13 protein-coding genes and 25 tRNA genes are annotated in these 16108 nt (G+C 43.8%); 3 read left to right on the forward strand and 35 right to left on the reverse strand.

What is annotated here, in order from left to right; genetic code table 11:
• Positions 1-1268, reverse strand: a 1268-nt coding sequence (locus tag LC574_RS03255; RefSeq protein WP_229451490.1) for a succinate dehydrogenase/fumarate reductase flavoprotein subunit, incomplete at its 3' end; no start/stop codon positions are given.
• 228 nt (positions 1269-1496) lie between these two features.
• Positions 1497-1814 (reverse strand): hypothetical protein, encoded by a 318-nt coding sequence (locus LC574_RS03260; RefSeq protein ID WP_229451491.1) that lies wholly within the window; start codon positions 1812-1814, stop codon positions 1497-1499.
• An 867-nt stretch (positions 1815-2681) separates the two neighbouring features.
• On the opposite strand from LC574_RS03260, the gene LC574_RS03265 reads away from it, so the two are divergent.
• The gene (locus LC574_RS03265; protein ID WP_229451492.1) at positions 2682-3521 is read left to right on the forward strand and encodes a hypothetical protein; all 840 of its coding nucleotides are present in this window, start codon (positions 2682-2684) and stop codon (positions 3519-3521) included.
• Between the two features lie 259 nt (positions 3522-3780).
• On the opposite strand, the gene LC574_RS03270 is transcribed toward LC574_RS03265, so the two are convergent.
• The 4 genes from LC574_RS03270 to pds all read right to left on the reverse strand — a co-directional run bounded on the left by LC574_RS03270 (position 3781) and on the right by pds (position 7873).
• Positions 3781-5100 (reverse strand): ABC transporter substrate-binding protein, encoded by a 1320-nt coding sequence (locus tag LC574_RS03270; RefSeq protein WP_229451493.1) that lies wholly within the window; start codon positions 5098-5100, stop codon positions 3781-3783.
• 191 nt (positions 5101-5291) lie between these two features.
• A tRNA-Ser gene (locus LC574_RS03275) sits at positions 5292-5383 on the reverse strand.
• 134 nt (positions 5384-5517) lie between these two features.
• A complete protein-coding gene (gene crtB, locus LC574_RS03280) occupies positions 5518-6450 on the reverse strand; it encodes a 15-cis-phytoene synthase CrtB (protein WP_229451494.1) in 933 nt (310 codons plus the stop codon).
• A complete protein-coding gene (gene pds, locus LC574_RS03285; protein ID WP_229451495.1) occupies positions 6434-7873 on the reverse strand; it encodes a 15-cis-phytoene desaturase in 1440 nt (479 codons plus the stop codon). Before pds ends, crtB begins: the two co-directional genes overlap by 17 nt.
• Before the next feature lie 71 nt (positions 7874-7944).
• On the opposite strand from pds, the gene LC574_RS03290 reads away from it, so the two are divergent.
• A complete protein-coding gene (locus tag LC574_RS03290; protein ID WP_229451496.1) occupies positions 7945-8205 on the forward strand; it encodes a hypothetical protein in 261 nt (86 codons plus the stop codon).
• A gap of 385 nt (positions 8206-8590) precedes the next feature.
• Here LC574_RS03290 and LC574_RS03295 read toward each other — a convergent pair whose 3' ends face one another.
• On the reverse strand, positions 8591-9547 hold the full coding sequence (locus tag LC574_RS03295; protein WP_229451497.1) for a phytanoyl-CoA dioxygenase family protein: 957 nt from the start codon (positions 9545-9547) through the stop codon (positions 8591-8593).
• Between the two features lie 383 nt (positions 9548-9930).
• On the opposite strand from LC574_RS03295, the gene LC574_RS03300 reads away from it, so the two are divergent.
• Positions 9931-11019, forward strand: a complete 1089-nt coding sequence (locus LC574_RS03300) for a glycoside hydrolase family 3 protein (RefSeq protein ID WP_229451498.1) — start codon at positions 9931-9933, stop codon at positions 11017-11019.
• A 94-nt stretch (positions 11020-11113) separates the two neighbouring features.
• Here the strand turns inward: LC574_RS03300 and LC574_RS03305 are convergent.
• The 28 genes from LC574_RS03305 to LC574_RS03440 form a co-directional block, all read right to left on the reverse strand.
• Positions 11114-11184: transfer RNA gene (locus LC574_RS03305), tRNA-Lys, on the reverse strand.
• A 266-nt stretch (positions 11185-11450) separates the two neighbouring features.
• Positions 11451-11524 (reverse strand) — tRNA-His (locus LC574_RS03310).
• A 6-nt stretch (positions 11525-11530) separates the two neighbouring features.
• Positions 11531-11604, reverse strand: a tRNA-Ala gene (locus LC574_RS03315).
• 93 nt (positions 11605-11697) lie between these two features.
• Positions 11698-11771, reverse strand: a tRNA-Arg gene (locus tag LC574_RS03320).
• A gap of 6 nt (positions 11772-11777) precedes the next feature.
• Positions 11778-11852, reverse strand: a tRNA-Val gene (locus tag LC574_RS03325).
• A gap of 5 nt (positions 11853-11857) precedes the next feature.
• A tRNA-Gly gene (locus LC574_RS03330) sits at positions 11858-11929 on the reverse strand.
• Between the two features lie 9 nt (positions 11930-11938).
• Positions 11939-12009: transfer RNA gene (locus LC574_RS03335), tRNA-Gly, on the reverse strand.
• A 4-nt stretch (positions 12010-12013) separates the two neighbouring features.
• Positions 12014-12086 (reverse strand) — tRNA-Thr (locus LC574_RS03340).
• Between the two features lie 8 nt (positions 12087-12094).
• Positions 12095-12171: transfer RNA gene (locus tag LC574_RS03345), tRNA-Met, on the reverse strand.
• A 113-nt stretch (positions 12172-12284) separates the two neighbouring features.
• Positions 12285-12357, reverse strand: a tRNA-Pro gene (locus tag LC574_RS03350).
• Between the two features lie 159 nt (positions 12358-12516).
• Positions 12517-12591, reverse strand: a tRNA-Leu gene (locus LC574_RS03355).
• Positions 12592-12597: 6 nt separating this feature from the next.
• Positions 12598-12674: transfer RNA gene (locus tag LC574_RS03360), tRNA-Leu, on the reverse strand.
• A 6-nt stretch (positions 12675-12680) separates the two neighbouring features.
• A tRNA-Gln gene (locus LC574_RS03365) sits at positions 12681-12756 on the reverse strand.
• Positions 12757-12759: 3 nt separating this feature from the next.
• A tRNA-Gln gene (locus tag LC574_RS03370) sits at positions 12760-12832 on the reverse strand.
• A 5-nt stretch (positions 12833-12837) separates the two neighbouring features.
• Positions 12838-12912, reverse strand: a tRNA-Asn gene (locus LC574_RS03375).
• Between the two features lie 6 nt (positions 12913-12918).
• Positions 12919-12993: transfer RNA gene (locus LC574_RS03380), tRNA-Phe, on the reverse strand.
• Positions 12994-13014: 21 nt separating this feature from the next.
• Positions 13015-13089 (reverse strand) — tRNA-Arg (locus tag LC574_RS03385).
• Positions 13090-13093: 4 nt separating this feature from the next.
• A tRNA-Ser gene (locus LC574_RS03390) sits at positions 13094-13180 on the reverse strand.
• Positions 13181-13184: 4 nt separating this feature from the next.
• Positions 13185-13267 (reverse strand) — tRNA-Tyr (locus tag LC574_RS03395).
• A 7-nt stretch (positions 13268-13274) separates the two neighbouring features.
• Positions 13275-13345, reverse strand: a tRNA-Glu gene (locus LC574_RS03400).
• Positions 13346-13415: 70 nt separating this feature from the next.
• Positions 13416-13487, reverse strand: a tRNA-Trp gene (locus LC574_RS03405).
• A 3-nt stretch (positions 13488-13490) separates the two neighbouring features.
• A tRNA-Met gene (locus LC574_RS03410) sits at positions 13491-13566 on the reverse strand.
• 11 nt (positions 13567-13577) lie between these two features.
• Positions 13578-13650, reverse strand: a tRNA-Cys gene (locus LC574_RS03415).
• 72 nt (positions 13651-13722) lie between these two features.
• A tRNA-Asp gene (locus tag LC574_RS03420) sits at positions 13723-13796 on the reverse strand.
• A gap of 118 nt (positions 13797-13914) precedes the next feature.
• Positions 13915-14109 (reverse strand): hypothetical protein, encoded by a 195-nt coding sequence (locus LC574_RS03425; protein ID WP_229451499.1) that lies wholly within the window; start codon positions 14107-14109, stop codon positions 13915-13917.
• A gap of 614 nt (positions 14110-14723) precedes the next feature.
• Positions 14724-15113: an alr0857 family protein gene (locus LC574_RS03430; RefSeq protein ID WP_229451500.1), complete on the reverse strand. Its 390-nt coding sequence runs from the start codon at positions 15111-15113 to the stop codon at positions 14724-14726.
• 16 nt (positions 15114-15129) lie between these two features.
• The gene (locus LC574_RS03435; RefSeq protein ID WP_229451502.1) at positions 15130-15663 is read right to left on the reverse strand and encodes an HNH endonuclease; all 534 of its coding nucleotides are present in this window, start codon (positions 15661-15663) and stop codon (positions 15130-15132) included.
• A gap of 114 nt (positions 15664-15777) precedes the next feature.
• Positions 15778-16029, reverse strand: coding sequence for a hypothetical protein (locus LC574_RS03440; protein WP_229451501.1), 252 nt, complete (start codon positions 16027-16029; stop codon positions 15778-15780).
• Between the last annotated feature and the right edge of the window lie 79 nt (positions 16030-16108).

Here is a 16108-nt window from a genome sequence, read left to right on the forward strand (position 1 = left end):
TCATCCACAGATGGCAACTTACGTTTTTGCACAAATTGCGCGATCGCAGCCCCAGTTCTCTTGCCATAAACGACACATTCCAGCAGAGAATTACTGCCCAAGCGATTAGCACCATGTACGGAAACACAAGATGTTTCGCCAGCAGCAAAGAAAGCATCAACTAAACCATCGCCACTACTGCGGACTTGCCCATCAGTATTAACTGGGATACCACCCATACAATAGTGAATTGTCGGACGGACTGGCATAGGTTGAGTTACCGCATCAACGCCTACCAAACGGTGTGCTTCTTCCCAACAGAAGGGGACGCGACTCATAATTTTTTCTTTGCCCAGATGGCGTAAATCCAGATAGACAAAGGGGCCACCAGCACTACCATTAAGATGAATACCACGACCGGCGCGAATCTCGTAAGCGATCGCTCGTGAGGTAATATCACGAGGAGCCAGTTCCATGCGACTGGGTGCATAGTTCGCCATAAAGCGATCGCCTTCACTATTAATTAGATACGCCCCTTCACCCCGTACTGCTTCCGAAATCAACACGCCTACCGGATATAAGCCAGTGGGATGAAATTGGACAAATTCCATATCTTCTAGGGGTAAACCTGCGATCGCAGTCATAGCCAAACCATCACCCGAAGAAGCGTAATCATTAGAGGTAGTGTTATAAACGCGACCATAGCCCCCTGTGGCAAACATCACCGCCTTGGCTCGCACCACCTCGATATGTCCATCCAAAAGATGGAACATTACCACACCCTTCGCCTCATTTTCTGACAAAATGAGACGCATTACATACCATTCTTCATAAACTTGCACCCCATAACGCCGCAGGTTGTTCACCAATTCGTGCAAAATCGCGTGACCGGTCTTATCAGCTGCGTAGCAAGTGCGGTTGTGGGAATGTCCGCCAAAAGCCCGTTGGGCAATACGCCCATCGGGTAAGCGAGAGAACAAAACGCCGAGATGTTCCAAGTCAATTACCACATCTGGCGCTTCTTGGGCGAGAATTGCCACAGCATCTTGGTCTGCCAAGTAATCAGAACCCTTGACAGTATCAAAAGCATGTGCTTCCCAACTATCTTCTGAATCAACATTTTTCAGCGATGCAGCCATACCACCTTGAGCCGCCACCGAGTGCGATCGAATTGGGTGGGTTTTGGCAACCACAGCAATATTTAAATTAGGGTCAGTGCGGGCAATTTCTACAGCAGCCCGACATCCCGCCAATCCACCCCCGACAATAATCACATCGTGTTCCAGCATAATTAGCCCCTAATTGCAAACCACTGCTGTTCTATTGTAGAGAGGTGATTAATCAGACAGTGTGTTGCAACAGTGGCATCTCTACAAAAAAATCCCTGTTTATAAACAGGGATATTATTATAAATTTTGAAATTAGAAGGGAAAAATTAAAAATGAATAGTTAGGTCTTCACTCCTAACTCCTGTACAGACGCGATTAATCGCGTCTCTACTCCTAACTCCTAACTCTTCAGCTAGCCGCCTGTGCAGGTTGTTGCTGAGACACATTACCTGGTATGGGTTCCATTTTGGTTCCAGGCCCTACAGGAGTGACTTCAATATGATTTAACAAGGTAGTGACAAACGCAAACAACAAGAAAGGTAGCGATAGCAGAACGACAAGGCCAGCTGTTGCTAAAGCGTACACGGGGCGCTTGGCACCCATAAGCGCCAAGGCTGATGCCAAACTTAGGGTAATTGTAATCAACCAAACAATTATTTGACCGTAGATATCACCGAAAGTCAGGGTACAGACAAACCGATATTTTTGAGTATTATTTCCGCTCATCACATTTGCCTCAAGTCTCTCCTAATAGGTTCTACGTTAGAACTATGTTTGCCTTCTAGACAATTTCTAAATATTTTTGCAAGCTTCGTAATATAACTTTACAATCATTGTTTTTCGTTACAAAGCGCAATTTCTAGTACAGCATGACGGAAATACACCAACCATAGGCTACGGGAAGCCCTTCTTTTGTAGTCGTCGTTACCTGGAATTCTCCCCTTCTCTTGTACTACGAAATAATTTAACTGTTAGCTTTGTCACCCGCCTGGAACTAAAGTTCTTTGGCTTTTAGCTAAAGTCTACTGAAGTAGACTAAAGATTTTTCGCTATATTTAGTCATCTTCAGATGACTTTTGCTATTAGCAAGGAACTTCAGTTCCTTGCGGGATATGACTTTTACGTTAAGTTGACACCTATGCACTGCGTCGCGCGAATTTCTGGCGTTGTACTCCTTTGAAGAACCCGCAGGCTAGTAAGTGGCGTTGTGTTATGCCGTAGCCTAACGCACCATCCCAATAACGCACCCTACCAGATTGAAGCCAATGTGCTTAACAGTTAGCACAAAAACTAAGAGAGCTAGGTGTTGATATAGGCTAAGTTTTTTGTTAAAAGTTTTCGCAATCCTAATGACCTCCTTAACAAATAGACTCTTTGCCTAAAGCAAAAATAATTTTTGTCATCTACCAAATTCCAGATATTTAGGATATGGTATTTAATTTTTTTGATGGTAAATATTAACTAGATAAATCCAGTAAAGTCCGAATGGAAAAACTAATTTTTTGATGTTAAATTTTGAGTATTGCCCGAATTTGTTGACTTTAATCAACAAAACCCTTTATTTTTCGTGGCAATATTGTTTTAGGAGTGAACGTGAAGACTATTTTTTTTCGTAAAGGTGTTTTTTGGTTACCAAGTATAGCTGCTCTTACAGTCCTGAGTAGCGGCTTATCTGCAAGTGCCCAAACAGTAGACAAGGTGAGCAGTCAAGCATTAACCGACCCTTCCGCAACCGTAGCGTCTCCCAACGAGTTTAGTACAGAACTAGACACTGTAAGTCAAAATCTCTCTACAGAAACAACTGAAACATTTACAGCAACAAATTTAGCTAAGGTACAGCAGCCCCCAAACGCTGCGATACAGGAAAACGCCAGTGTAACGCCTACACCCGTTCCAGGTACAGTGGCAACCTCATCTACGACACTTACCTCTAAGTTTGTACAACCGACTTCTCAAACTACTGTTCAACCATCTGTTACCATAGCGCAATCGGATATTAATTTAGGTACAACTACCCGTGGCGGCAGCAGCTATATTGGCGTCGCTGCTAACATTGGTTTGAGTGGTGGGGACACGTCTTTGGGCGACGGTAACTTTGCAGTAGTCAGCAAAATTGGACTGACAAATGCTATATCAGTGCGACCCTCAGCTGTATTTGGGGACAACACCACAATTTTACTTCCTGTCACCTACGATTTTACCTTTCAGCCAGCAGATGCTTTTAGCGAACCGTTAGCGATCGCACCTTACGTTGGAGTGGGTGCAGCTTACAAAACTGGTGATGATTCGCAATTTGCCTTTTTGGTATCTGGTGGCATTGATGTGCCTCTAACTCCTCAATTTACTGCAACGGCTGCTGTAAATGCCGGATTTTTCGATGAAACTGATATAGGCTTGTTGTTAGGAGTTGGTTACAACTTTACTGGCTTTTAAGAGTTAGGAGTTATGAGTTAGTAATATTTCACTCATAATATGATGTCCGGGCAATTAAGCATAATACCCGGAACCCAAAGAGCCAAAGCTACGCTTTAGCTCCCCTAAGAGCAGGCTCTTAGGGGTTGGGGGTGGGGTTCTTTTATTATGGGTAATTTGGCGGACATGATATAACTCCTAACTTTTAACTCTTCACTCCTAACTCCTGTACAGACGCGATTAATCGCGTCTCTACTCCTAACTCATAACTCCTAACTTTTTATTTAGGGGTAACTTTGTCAATTACCTTGATTTTGCCATCGTCTCCTACTGTCCAAACATCGTAAACACCTACGACATCGCCGTTAGCATCAACATCTACGTTGCCACTGGCTCCTTGGTAATTAATCTTTTTACCATCTTTAAGTAACTTTAGTCCCTCGCAGACATCGGTAACTTCCGTACCAGGCCCATCAGCTACTTCACGGATTTTGCTGGCTATACCAACACCTGTATTTTGTTTAGCAGCTTGTGCAGCTAACATCAGTAAAGCAGCCGCATCCCAAGCTTGAGGAGCGTATTCTCCTGGTGCACCACCCTTTTTATCCTTCCACAGCTTGTTGAAAGCTTCTAGCGCTTTACCATCGGAACCGGGTACTGTACCGATCGCTCCGGTTAAAATAAATTTATCACCATCTTTGCCAACTTGTTCTGGAAAAGTAGGTGATTTTACCCCATCTGTAAGTAGAATTTGCACTCCCTTCGTCACACCTTGCTGATAGGCGGCTTTCAGGAACAGACTGCCAGTTTCCGCATACAGTACAGCTAGGACTGCATCTGGTTTACCAGCAAAAGCAGCAGCCGCTTCTGTATCAAATGTCTGGGCTTTCGGGTCGTAGCGGACAGGTTTATCTTTATTAACGATGGTTCCACCCAATTTTTCAAAAGTTTGCACAAATGCTTTTTCAAAGCCAACGCCATAGTCGTTATTAATCACAACTGTAGAAACTCGCTTGAAACCTTTTTTTCTAGCAAGTTGGGCTAAAGCTAGTGCTTGGTAGGTATCGGGGGGAGCAGTACGCGCCCAAAAGCCTTTATAATCGCCTTTTTGAGCCTTTTCAGTAAAGACAGGACTGGTACTACCAGGGGAAACCAGCATGACTTTATTCGGTGTGGCAATGGAGACTGCTGCACTAGAAACGCTGCTGGCAAAGGAGCCAACTACACCTGCCACTTTATCTAAAGTTGCTAGTTTGGTCATACCGGCTGCACCCGCTCTGGGGTCGGTTTGGTCGTCTACTTGCACCAAGGTAACGGGTTCGCCATTCACCCCACCGCAGGCATTGACGGTATCGACGAGTAAAGGAACAGAACCTAGCATCTGCTGTCCAACAGAAGCCAAGTCGCCTGTTGTCGGTAGCAAGGAACCAATTTTTAGCCCTTGAGTAGTACTTGTAGTAGTTGAGTTTGCTGCTGGGGTAGCGGTACTGCCGTTGTTAGCTGTGCCATTGGGGGTACTATTATCACCACAAGCCCCAACTAGGAACCCAATTGCTAGGGTAGCTATACTGAAAGTTAAGGCAGCGCTAATTTTTCTCATAAGTAACTTTGACTCCTCAGATATTTAGGAGCCTAAAAGTAAGATTCAAACTAGATTTCTAAGTTAGCTGGATCTTATCAAGACTCCAAAAGATAAATCATATCATCCATCTTTGGGAGTAGAAATATTTACCACTAGATTAGTATTATTTTTCTACACAGAATATACTCTGTGTATCAAAGGCTGGAAAACGGAGAGGGAGGGATTCGAACCCTCGGTACGGAGTTGCCTGCCGTACAACAGATTAGCAATCTGCCGCTTTCGACCACTCAGCCACCTCTCCATGACTCACGAATATTAATGTTATCAGATTTGTTTGGGGGAGTCAATAGTCATTAGTCATTAGTCATTGGTCATTGGTTGTTGGTTATTCACAAAACACTAAGGACTAAGGACTAATGACCAAGGACTAATTTTTTAAAGGACTTGCGATCGCATCCAAGCCAGGGGCAAAGTGCGTAACTTTTTCCATTGGGGAACGTAAGCTCGTTGACTGAACACATCATAATCGTTGCGTTCAATCACCTCCAAAATTTGACCGTATAACATTGATGCTGCCCACACGGGCCAACGGGCATCGGATGCTAAATAAGTAATTCCCCAATCGGATGTGCTATAGAATTGGCGGGCCCGATCAATTTGAAAGCGCATCAGCGCCCGCCAACGATCGTCTACCACACCTTTAAAGAAGTCTTGTTCGGTGTAGTTGAATTTTGCCAAGTCCTCAAGGGGAATGTAGATCCGTCCCCGTTTGGCATCTTCTCCCACATCCCGCAAGATGTTGGTGAGTTGATTGGCAATTCCCAGAGCGATCGCTTCTTCTGTGGGAATATAAGGTTGTTTGTTCTGGTGCCACGGAGCGGTGTATATGGTGCTATCTACACCCATAACTGCTGTTGACATTAAGCCAACAGTGCCAGCAACGCGGTAACAGTAGAGGTATAAATCCTCAAAGGTTTCATAACGACTGCGATATAAGTCCATGCGCTGACCGGCAATCATATCCCGAAAGGGCTGAATGTCCATCGGAAAGCGCTGGAGGGTATCAACTAAAGCGACATCGTAATTTTCTAATGGCTGTCCCGCAAAAATCGATTCCAGCTGCTGTTCCCATAGGTCTAGGGTTTCTGGCGTGGTAATAGCAGATGCGGGCCCATCCACCAATTCATCTGTACGGCGACACCAAGCGTAAATTGACCAAATAGATTGACGTTTTACCGGACTCATGAGCAGAGTACCCAGGTAAAAAGTCTTGGCATACTTTGCTGTGAGATGCCGACAAAGTTTGTATGACTCGTCTACAGAGACCAGCGTTTTCATGCGCGGGGGGGAATCAGGCAGTTGCAGCATTCGTTGCGGGCGGTCGGGTGAGCGTTTGCAGGTTTGAGGAATTTGCTACCGGGAGAGCCTCAGAAATTGCCTGCGCTGTCAGCTTACCAGAAAGTACGGCACCTTCCATACTGCCTAAGTAGCGTTGCATGGTATAACTTCCGGCGAGATAGAAGTTGGCAATGGGCGTAACTTGTGCGGGACGGTACTGTTGACGACCAGGGGTCGCTTTGTAAACTGAACGCGGCGTTTTCACCACATGAGATTTCAGCAATGTTGCTGGATTGTCTCCCCCAAAGTGGTCGGGGAAAAGTTTTTCTAACTCGGCAATTGTTGCAGCCACAATCTCCTCATCAGATTTGGCAATCCAATCTTTTGCCGGAGCTAGAACTAATTCCAGCATCGAGCGATTGGGGTTGGCGTATTCACGGCAGGTATTGCTCATATCAGCATAAACGCTTAGGAGGGGCGATCGCGAAAAAAGCAAGTGATCAATTTCTGTAAGTTTCCGGTCAAACCACAGATGCAGGTTAATCACTGGTACTCCTTCCAAGCCTTCTAGCTTCTTGAAAAACTCCATAAGCTTCCAAGGTTTAGGCAACATGACCTTTAAAGGGTCAACCGACATGGCAGATACATAGGAATCTGCTGTGATAACCTCATCTTCTGCCCCATTTAAACCTCGAATCAAGTATCCTTTTACCGTGCCATCGGCGTTGAGCAAAATCTCTTTCAATGGGGCATTCAACCGCACTTCTCCACCGCGTTCTGTGATGTAATCTACAATCGGGCTGCATAGACGTTCTGTGGGAGAACCATCCAAAAATGCAATCTTGGAGCCATATCGTTCTTGCAGAAAGCGATTTAGTGCAGTTAACAGAATCGTTGCCGAAACTTCATCAGGATTGATAAAGGTGAGTGCTTTACATGCGGCGATAAAAACGTCACTAGTTACCCGCTCGTCAACACCTTGCCTTTTCAACCACTCTAAGAAGCTATACTTGTCCATGTCTTCAACATACTTTTGACCCCGAACCACTGCGGGAAGTAAGCCGACTGCAAATCGAATCTTCTGCTCCCAAGTCAACATGTCTTTGTTGCGAAGAATCGACGCAATCACGTTGAAAGGAGATGGAATATCTGGAACATCAAAACGTGATAGTGTCCCAGGCTTGTCCGGTTGATTAAAAATTAACGTATGCTCTTTCCACTGGAGTCTGTCTTCAATGCCCAACTCCTTGAGCAATTGGAGCATATTCGGATATGCCCCAAAGAAGGCGTGTAACCCGGTTTCGTACCAGTCGCCGTCAGAGTCTTTCCACGCCGCAACAAGACCACCCAGTACGTCCCGGCTTTCCAAGACAATGGGAGTGTGACCTGCGTCCGTGAGATATTTCGCGCAGGAAAGTCCTGCTAGACCAGCACCCGCGATCGCTACTCGCATTTAACCCTAATGCCCTTCAATATTTCTTAATGGTTTTGTCGATTCTCATTATACGTTGCAATCCGTAACATTTGGCAGTTATTGTGCGATCGCTCCCCCAAAAAACTTTTGCCAAAGGGAATTTTATTTACACCTACCTACCCAACAAAATTGCCAATGCCATTGTTGGTAATAGGTTTTGGCAAGCATTTCATCTAGATTTACTACATGTAAATCTAGATGAAATAAAAGTAATTCCTTTGACTAAAAATAGTTATAGGACTTACGCAAAAATCGCCCAAAAGCTTAATTTATCGAACCGCCAAGACGCCAAGAACGCCAAGAATTCGTAGAGCGTGCGTAAGTCCTAAGTTAATCTCAAACGTGGTCTTAAACTATAGGATTCCTATTTGATTTTTGAATAAACACCGTACACCTCGAAAAGCCTGATTCCCTACTCCCTACTCCCTATTCCCTACTCCCCGCCTACGCAAATAATTTCAAAAATCAAAGCGGATTACTATAGTTGATTTCTTTGAGAATCCGTGTATCTGCTTTGAGAAAATATCTTGAGCAGTGGTGAAAGGCTACCAGTTGATTTCCAGGATACTTTTATTCGGCAAACATTTAATTTGTGTAAAAATAAAGACTAAATATATTTTGTTTAAGTATTTTTGCTGTTACATCATGGTGACAATTGTGGAAACTGAAGACTAAACTCATTACCACATAAGTTACCTAAATACATTTCAGTAGAGAAGATGCTCGAAAGTCGTGCTGCATTCCATAGTCAGTTCGGGCAAATTCTATTTGTAATATTAAACGGTCTTTATCAGTAGGAGTAATTCCTTTATGAAAACAAAGCGGATCTTCCACAAATCCAAAACCAGCTTTGCCACAAATCTTTACTAAAGATTCAGAACCATAATAATCGATGATTTCTTCATCTGTCTCTCGTTTACGTAGCCAAAGATGTGACAGCTTCTTCTTATTGTGACTACCACGAACACAGACATGAGGGCCGCTTTGATCATCTACATCAGTCAAATAAAAGAAAAACTTTAGAAACCGATAATCGTCTATATCGTAATGAAACAATTGGGCAGCTTGGCTTTTTTCATAATACGTTGTTTCTCCTGAAAAACTCCACCACATCATATTCCCTTGATGTACTGCTTGAGCATCTAAATATCTAGCAGCTATTGCCAATAATTTTGGATCATTTTGAAGTTTTTTTATAACAGGGCAAAGCAAAGATGTATTAAAATAACTACCGATGATAAAATGTTTTCCTGACTTGAGTTTAGCTTGTTCCTTTTGATGATAAAAGAAACCCATATTTGTTTTTCGATTGCCATAACAAACTGTTGAATGAGCAAATTCTACTATTTCTTTAACAATATCTTGGGGTAAATTAATTCCCAAATATAATCCATCAGTTTTGAGAGTGTTTACAACGTCGTCTACATTCACATCTGAAAAACAACTATTGCTTTCATTAATGAGTGATAAATATAGTTTATTTGAGGGGTGACAAAGAAATGTCATTATAGCTCGCCCAGTTTTAAATCGGGCAATTTTACGCATTAAAAGCCATCTCGGATTTTTAGTCAATCCTTTATAATTTTCATAACAAATATCATAAAATTTGGAAAAAATTCTCTCTAGAAAGTTGTTGAATAAACTTATAGACATAAGTCTCCTGAGATTCATGTAGTAGAATGCGTTCACAAAGTAACTCCAAAGGAGTACCGCAAAAACCCTTTTGCAGAAAAACTAATTTATACTTACGTAAGTAATATCATGTAATTTGGCTCTAAATTGTGAAATAATGAATAATACTTGCTGAGAGTCTATTTACTGTTTCTTTTTATAAGTCAGTCTTTTTTAAAGAGTTACTGAGAGGTTGAAGGGTATTGAGCATAGGGCATTGTTCAACAAGTAGGAGAGCAAACAGAAAATTCTTTCCCTCCTGCCTCTTGAAAGTTTGCACTCCCCATAAGGGTGTAGAATCAGGGTTTATGTCTTCATAGATTGAATATCCCAGTTGTTTGCTACACAAGTATAGGTAAAGAATTATGCCAATATCGCAGGAGCTAAGGTGCTTTGGATATCACCTGATTCTAGGCATTTCTGGCACAACATTAAGCGATGATGATAAACGTGCCCTCAATGAATTGAAACCGATTGGAGTAATCTTTTTCGCCAAGAACTTTTTGGATAGCACTCCATATCAGGTTTGGCTAGAAAGCTTCAAAGATTTAAACAATCAGATACGAGACTATACTGAACGTGATTCGATGTTTATGACTTTGGATCATGAAGGAGGTCGTGTCATTCGTACACCATTGCCGATTACACGGTTTCCTCATGCGTTATTGCTGCGATCGCACGCCCGCGAAGTAGCAAAAGCCACAGCAGTAGAACTAAAATCACTGGGAATAAATTTATGTTGGACACCTGTAGCAGATATTTTTTCTTATCCCCACAACCCCGTGATTGGGCCTCGTGCCTTTGGTAACACTCCCGAAACTGCTACTCAAGGTGCGCGTGACTACTACCTTGGACTTCAAGAGTCAGGAATTTTGGGATGCGCCAAACACTTCCCCGGACATGGAGACACCAGCAAAGACTCTCACATTGAGCTACCAATACTGAATTTAACTTTAGAAGACCTGCGACTTCGAGAACTTATACCTTTCAGAGCTTTAATCGAAGTACAGATTCCTTTAATCATGACTGCCCATATTTTATTTCCTAAGATAGATGCTGATGTGCCAGCAACGCTTTCCCAGCCTATCCTCAAAACCATACTTAGAGAGGAACTTAGCTTTGAGGGAGTAGTTGTATCTGACGACTTAGATATGAAAGCGATCTCAGATATGTTTATTCAAGCTGGTACTGTAGCGCGGTCATTTCATGCAGGCTGCGACCTGTTTATTGTCTCGCGTAATATTAATTCATCATCTATTGAAAGAACTTATCAGATTGCTGAAGATTTTGTCGATTCCCTCAGTAAGGGCAGCTTAGATGAATCAGTAGTGGAAGCAGCCAAAGAAAGAATCAATAAACTACTGGCAGTAACACCGCAATATCCCGTAAATGCTCTGGATAAAGATATATTATTACAACATGCTCAACTAGCGATCGCTAGTTCCTATTCATAACCTAACGTGCATTCAAGTTGCATATTAGCAATTTTCAAAAGGCTAGCTAGGATTGCATTTCTGAATTTTGAATTTTGAATTTTGAATTGCTTAGTGGGTGGTATAGGGGTCGAACCTATTTCTGCGAGTTAAAAGCTCGCTGCACAGCCGTTATGCCAACCACCCTAGTTAATTTAAATAAGAAATGAGCAAGTGCGATCGTACATTTACATCGCAAGCGTTGTAACACCAACACTAGATATAAATCCACCAGGGAGGTACTGCCCCTCCTATTTCTGTGTTATCAGCACAGCGCCTCACTTTTCGGCTTCAGGTGGATAGGCGGAAGATGGAGGAATTGTAGCTTGCTTCCCGTAGGGTACCCCTACAGTTGCCCATACCCTGGTTTTCAAGACCAGTTGCCGTCCATTCAGCGGCATCTTCCATTCAAGGGTGCCTGACGGGACTTGAACCCGCTATGACTGGTTCCACAAACCAGCGCCTCGACCACTTTGGCTTCAGACACCATCAGTGGAATCAATGGGACTTGAACCCATAACCTCCTGCTTGCAAGGCAGGCGCTCTAGCCATTTGAGCTATGACCCCATCAAACAAGTGAAAATAACAGAATAAAAAGTAATAAAGAAAAAGAAATAATTAAATTCTTTTTTTTGACTTTTGACTTTTGACTTGTTTAGGCGGGAGTGGCAGGACTTGAACCCACAACTTTCGAGGTAGAAGCTCGAAGCTCTATCCCATTGAGCTACACTCCCAATACTTGGTAGTCCTGGCAGGAATTGAACCTGCAACCCTTTGCTTGTAGGACAACTGCTCTACCGTTGAGCTACAGGACTACGCAAGCGAGTGGAGGGACTTGAACCCACGCACTGAGTATGGCGCACTCAGATGCTACCGATTACATCACACCCGCAAGCTTCAGAGCGGACGGCGAGATTTGAACTCGCACCAAGACGTTGGAAGCGTCTCATGCTGCCGTTACATCACACCCGCATCAAGCTGGTAACAGGAATTGAACCTGCAACCTACTGATTACAAGTCAGTTGCTCTGCCAATTGAGCTACACCAGCACTAATTTTGGTGACGGGGGCAGGAGTCGAACCTGCCGATGTTCAGGTTATGAGCCTGACGAGCCACCGTTGCTCTATCCCCGCATATTCACCAATACCCTTGACTAGATTTGAACCAGCAACCTCTTCGTTCTAAGCGTAGACGCGAAGCGGCTTCCCGCAGGGTAGCGCCTCTTCCGTTGGGCTACAAGGGCAAAGTCTGAGTGGCAGGGATTGAACCTGCGACCTGGAGTTCCCAAAACTCCCGCGCTCCCAACTGCGCCACACCCAGATATTTTGCTACTCTCGGTAAGCGTGCGTCTTCCGTTTTGCCACGAGAGCTTGTACCAATTCTCTAAAATCCCGCAACAAATTCAAACCTAGAAACCCAGATGAAATCTGACTTTCTGAATTACGAATTACGAATTACGAATTACGAATTGGTATTAGTTACTCCTGGTGGGAGTCGAACCCACAACCAAACAGATTTTAAGTCTGCCACCTCTTCCAATTGGGCTACAGGAGCAAATTTTGGTACTCTTGGTGGGAATTGAACCCACAACATACCGTTTTTGAGACGGCAGCCTCTTCCAGTTGGGCTACAAGAGCAAAGTTTGGCAGCCCCACCAGGGGTCGAACCTGGAATCTTCGCCTTCAAAGGGCGCTATGTTCCCAATTACACCACAGGGCTTTATTGCCAGGGCAGGGTTTGAACCTGCAACCTCATCGTTCAGAGCGATGCGACTTACCAATTCGTCCACCCGGCAATGATTGGCTGCCTCAGTAGGACTCGAACCTACAACCGCGCGGTTAACAGCCGCTTGCTCTACCATTGAGCTATGAGGCAACGAAGCCCCCCAGGTCGGAATCGAACCGACGACCTCCTGTTTTTCAAACAGGCGCTAACTACCAACTGAGCTACCGGGGGATAGGAAAAGAGATCATCTAACGAGAGCGGAGGGATTTGAACCCTCAAGTCCTCAGTTTCGTAGACTGAGATGTTATCCGATTACACCACACTCTCAAAGCGGAGAGAACAGGATTTGAACCTGCGACGGGTAAACACCCGCTTCCTCTTAGCAGGAGGACGCTTTAGGCCACTCAGCCACCTCTCCATAATGGGTCGAGCAGGATTTGAACCTGCGTGCAAAAAAGAACAGTTTTACAGACTGTCGCCTTCAGCCAGACTCGGCCACCGACCCATAATCATTCCCTCGACGAGAATTGAACTCGCATCTGTGCTTTGAAAGAGCACTGACTTAACCATTCGTCCACGAGGGCATAATTGAGCGAATTTTAGATTTTCAATTTTAGATTTTGGATTAAATTTTTTAATCTAAAATTGTCTGACACAGGGACTAGGATTTGAACCTAGAACATCGGATTTGGAGTCACGAGGTGTTGCCGTTACACCATCCCTGCATTTGGTGGCAGCGACGGGATTTGCACCCGCATATACCAGGGTATGAACCTGGGGCTTTGCTGATTAAGCTACGCTGCGGAAAGCACCAGAGGCTGAGGTGAGATTTGAACTCACGATATCGGTTTTGCAGACCGACGCCTTCGACCACTTGGCTACTCAGCCATTTGGGAACCTCGACGAAGTTGCACCTGCTTGAGAGGCACAGCGACTTATCTAGTCGTCCACAAGGCTACACGGGAGCAACGAGAATCGAACCCGTAACCTATCGCTCGACAGGCGATCGCTCTAGCCATTTGAGCTATACTCCCATATTTGATATCTGTGCCTAATATTTAGGTTTTTAGGCACAGATTTGTTTGGTGAACTTGCCCATTTCTTATTTAGTTTTCAAGGTTCAGAAAAATTACTTTTAACTGTTAGAAACTGTTAGGAAAACAACCGAAACTCTAGGTAACAAGCCTGTTGTGTATTACGGATGTATTCTGTGGTTTTGCTGAGTGCAAACTTAAAACTTTTTTGGTTGATTGCTTCTACTTCCGATGGTTTGCAAGTAGGAACAGCTTTGTTGACTGAGGACTTTGGTTTATTCCAACGCCTGTCCTTTAGTTGTATGTAGAACATGACTTTGACCCTTGAGAAGCTTTGTCTTTCGCCTCACTACATTTATACTACAAAACACTACAAGAGGTGTCAAGGGGTTTCAGAAAAATTTTTTGAAATTGTCTAGAAAAGCTTCTGCACTTAATATTTGAGCTTGCTAAACCCTCTGAAAAGTCAAACTACAGCTTATGAGTGGGTGAATCTTTAAAAGCCTGACGTGACAAACAACTACCTCAAGCGACAACAGATAATTAGTTTTGTCGCGATCGCTTCTACAATTACAGCTTGTAGTATTGCCCCACAATTGGGTTGAACAAGCCTTTAAGCAAAATCCATACTGCACAAGTTCAAGCTCATCCAGCAAAGGGCCAAATTAATGCCAAAATACCGCCATCTGTATTGAAAGGCGGGAAAACCAGATTCTATTGTTTTGATGCATGACGGTAGTGGCGACAATACGGTTCGGTTTACTTCCCGAATTTTAGATTTTAAATTTTGATTTTGGATTAAATAATCCAAAATCCAAAAAGGTCTGTTCTCGCAGTGTCTCCAAGAGTTACCCCCGAATTTCAACGCGAGAACAAATCTAAAATCTAAAATCTAAAATCCAAAATTGAGTCACCCTACTATTTCGTTTATTCGCTCATGACAGAAGCACAAGCTTGAGCTTCCTGCCAAAGTTTATGCAAAAAGAACTCAGCGCGATCGCTCATAGTGGTGAAAAACACACCTACAGCATCCTTAGAACTATCTAATAGCCAAGAACCCCGCAGGGTGACTTCCATATATTCAGCATCGCAGGCACAGAGGGCAATGATTTCTCTGTCATCCCTTTTTACCTCAGCCTTAAGCACTTCTACTCCTGGCAAATCAACAGGAAGCAAAAAGGAAGCGGTACTGGGTTCAATGCATAAACTTTGCCCAACTCGCAGGGCTAAAATCACTCGCTGTGCTACCCATTCTTCTAGCGACAGAGTGAGACATTCTAAATCAAAACTGCTTTCAGTATAAGTTAATTTCAGCATTCCTTATGCTCTCCTGTTATTCCAGGCTTCCTTGCATATCTATCCAAAACTGTTCGGCAAAAGAAATTGCGGGGTGGATTGGTGCTTTTGGTTTGGTACGCAGTTGCATACCAGCCTCAAACAGGGTGCGTAGACGCGAAGCGGCTTGTCGCCAGACATCGCCTTTACGGGAGTTACATTTCTCACAAGCTGTGACTAGGTTATCCCAAGTGTGAGAACCGCCTCTGGATCGCGGCATCACATGATCTAGCGTTAAATGTTTGCCACCACCGCAGTATTGGCAAGTGTGATGATCTCGTCGCAACACTTCCCGCCGATTTACTGGCGGAACTTTCCACATCCGCTCATTAGAAGTAACTGTTAAGCGAATGTGTTTTGGCACATCAATGACCAAACTGGGTGAATGAACTCGCCATCCGCCTTCTGTGGTAAAACCCAGAGGTTGAGCTTTGTCTGTTAGTAACAGCACAATCGCCCGCTTGATATTGATCCGACACAGTGGCAAGTAATTTTGAGAAAACACCACCACAGATTGCTCTAACACTTGCATTGCGTTCGCGCCGCGCATTGAAGATATCGTCACAGCTTAACTCCTTATAAAAAAACCCCCGCTTCAAGTTTTCGGTGAAGCGGGGGTTAGAATTGACCGGAAAATTTTCTGGTCTCATATCGGTACAGTATTCCTTTGTCTGTACCCCCCCGTTTCTTCATCTAGTTCTGGTTTTCCTATCAGCGCACTAATGCTGAGATGTCTAAAATCATAATTACCCTCTGTGATTTGCCCATGATTTCGGCTACCATCGCCCATAAATAAATACTCCACTTCCATAGCAGCCGATTCCCAACCGATTCGGCAATTGGTAGCGCACAAAATTGAAGTAGAGATGGGGTAAATGGATTTCACAGAAAATTTCACCTATTGAATATCGCTTTAAACATACTACACTTGTATTACTATCTTGTCTATCCCTTTAAGGAGAAATAGTAATGCATAC

This window comes from Nostoc sp. CHAB 5715, from assembly GCF_020829685.1.
GTDB lineage: Bacteria > Cyanobacteriota > Cyanobacteriia > Cyanobacteriales > Nostocaceae > Nostoc.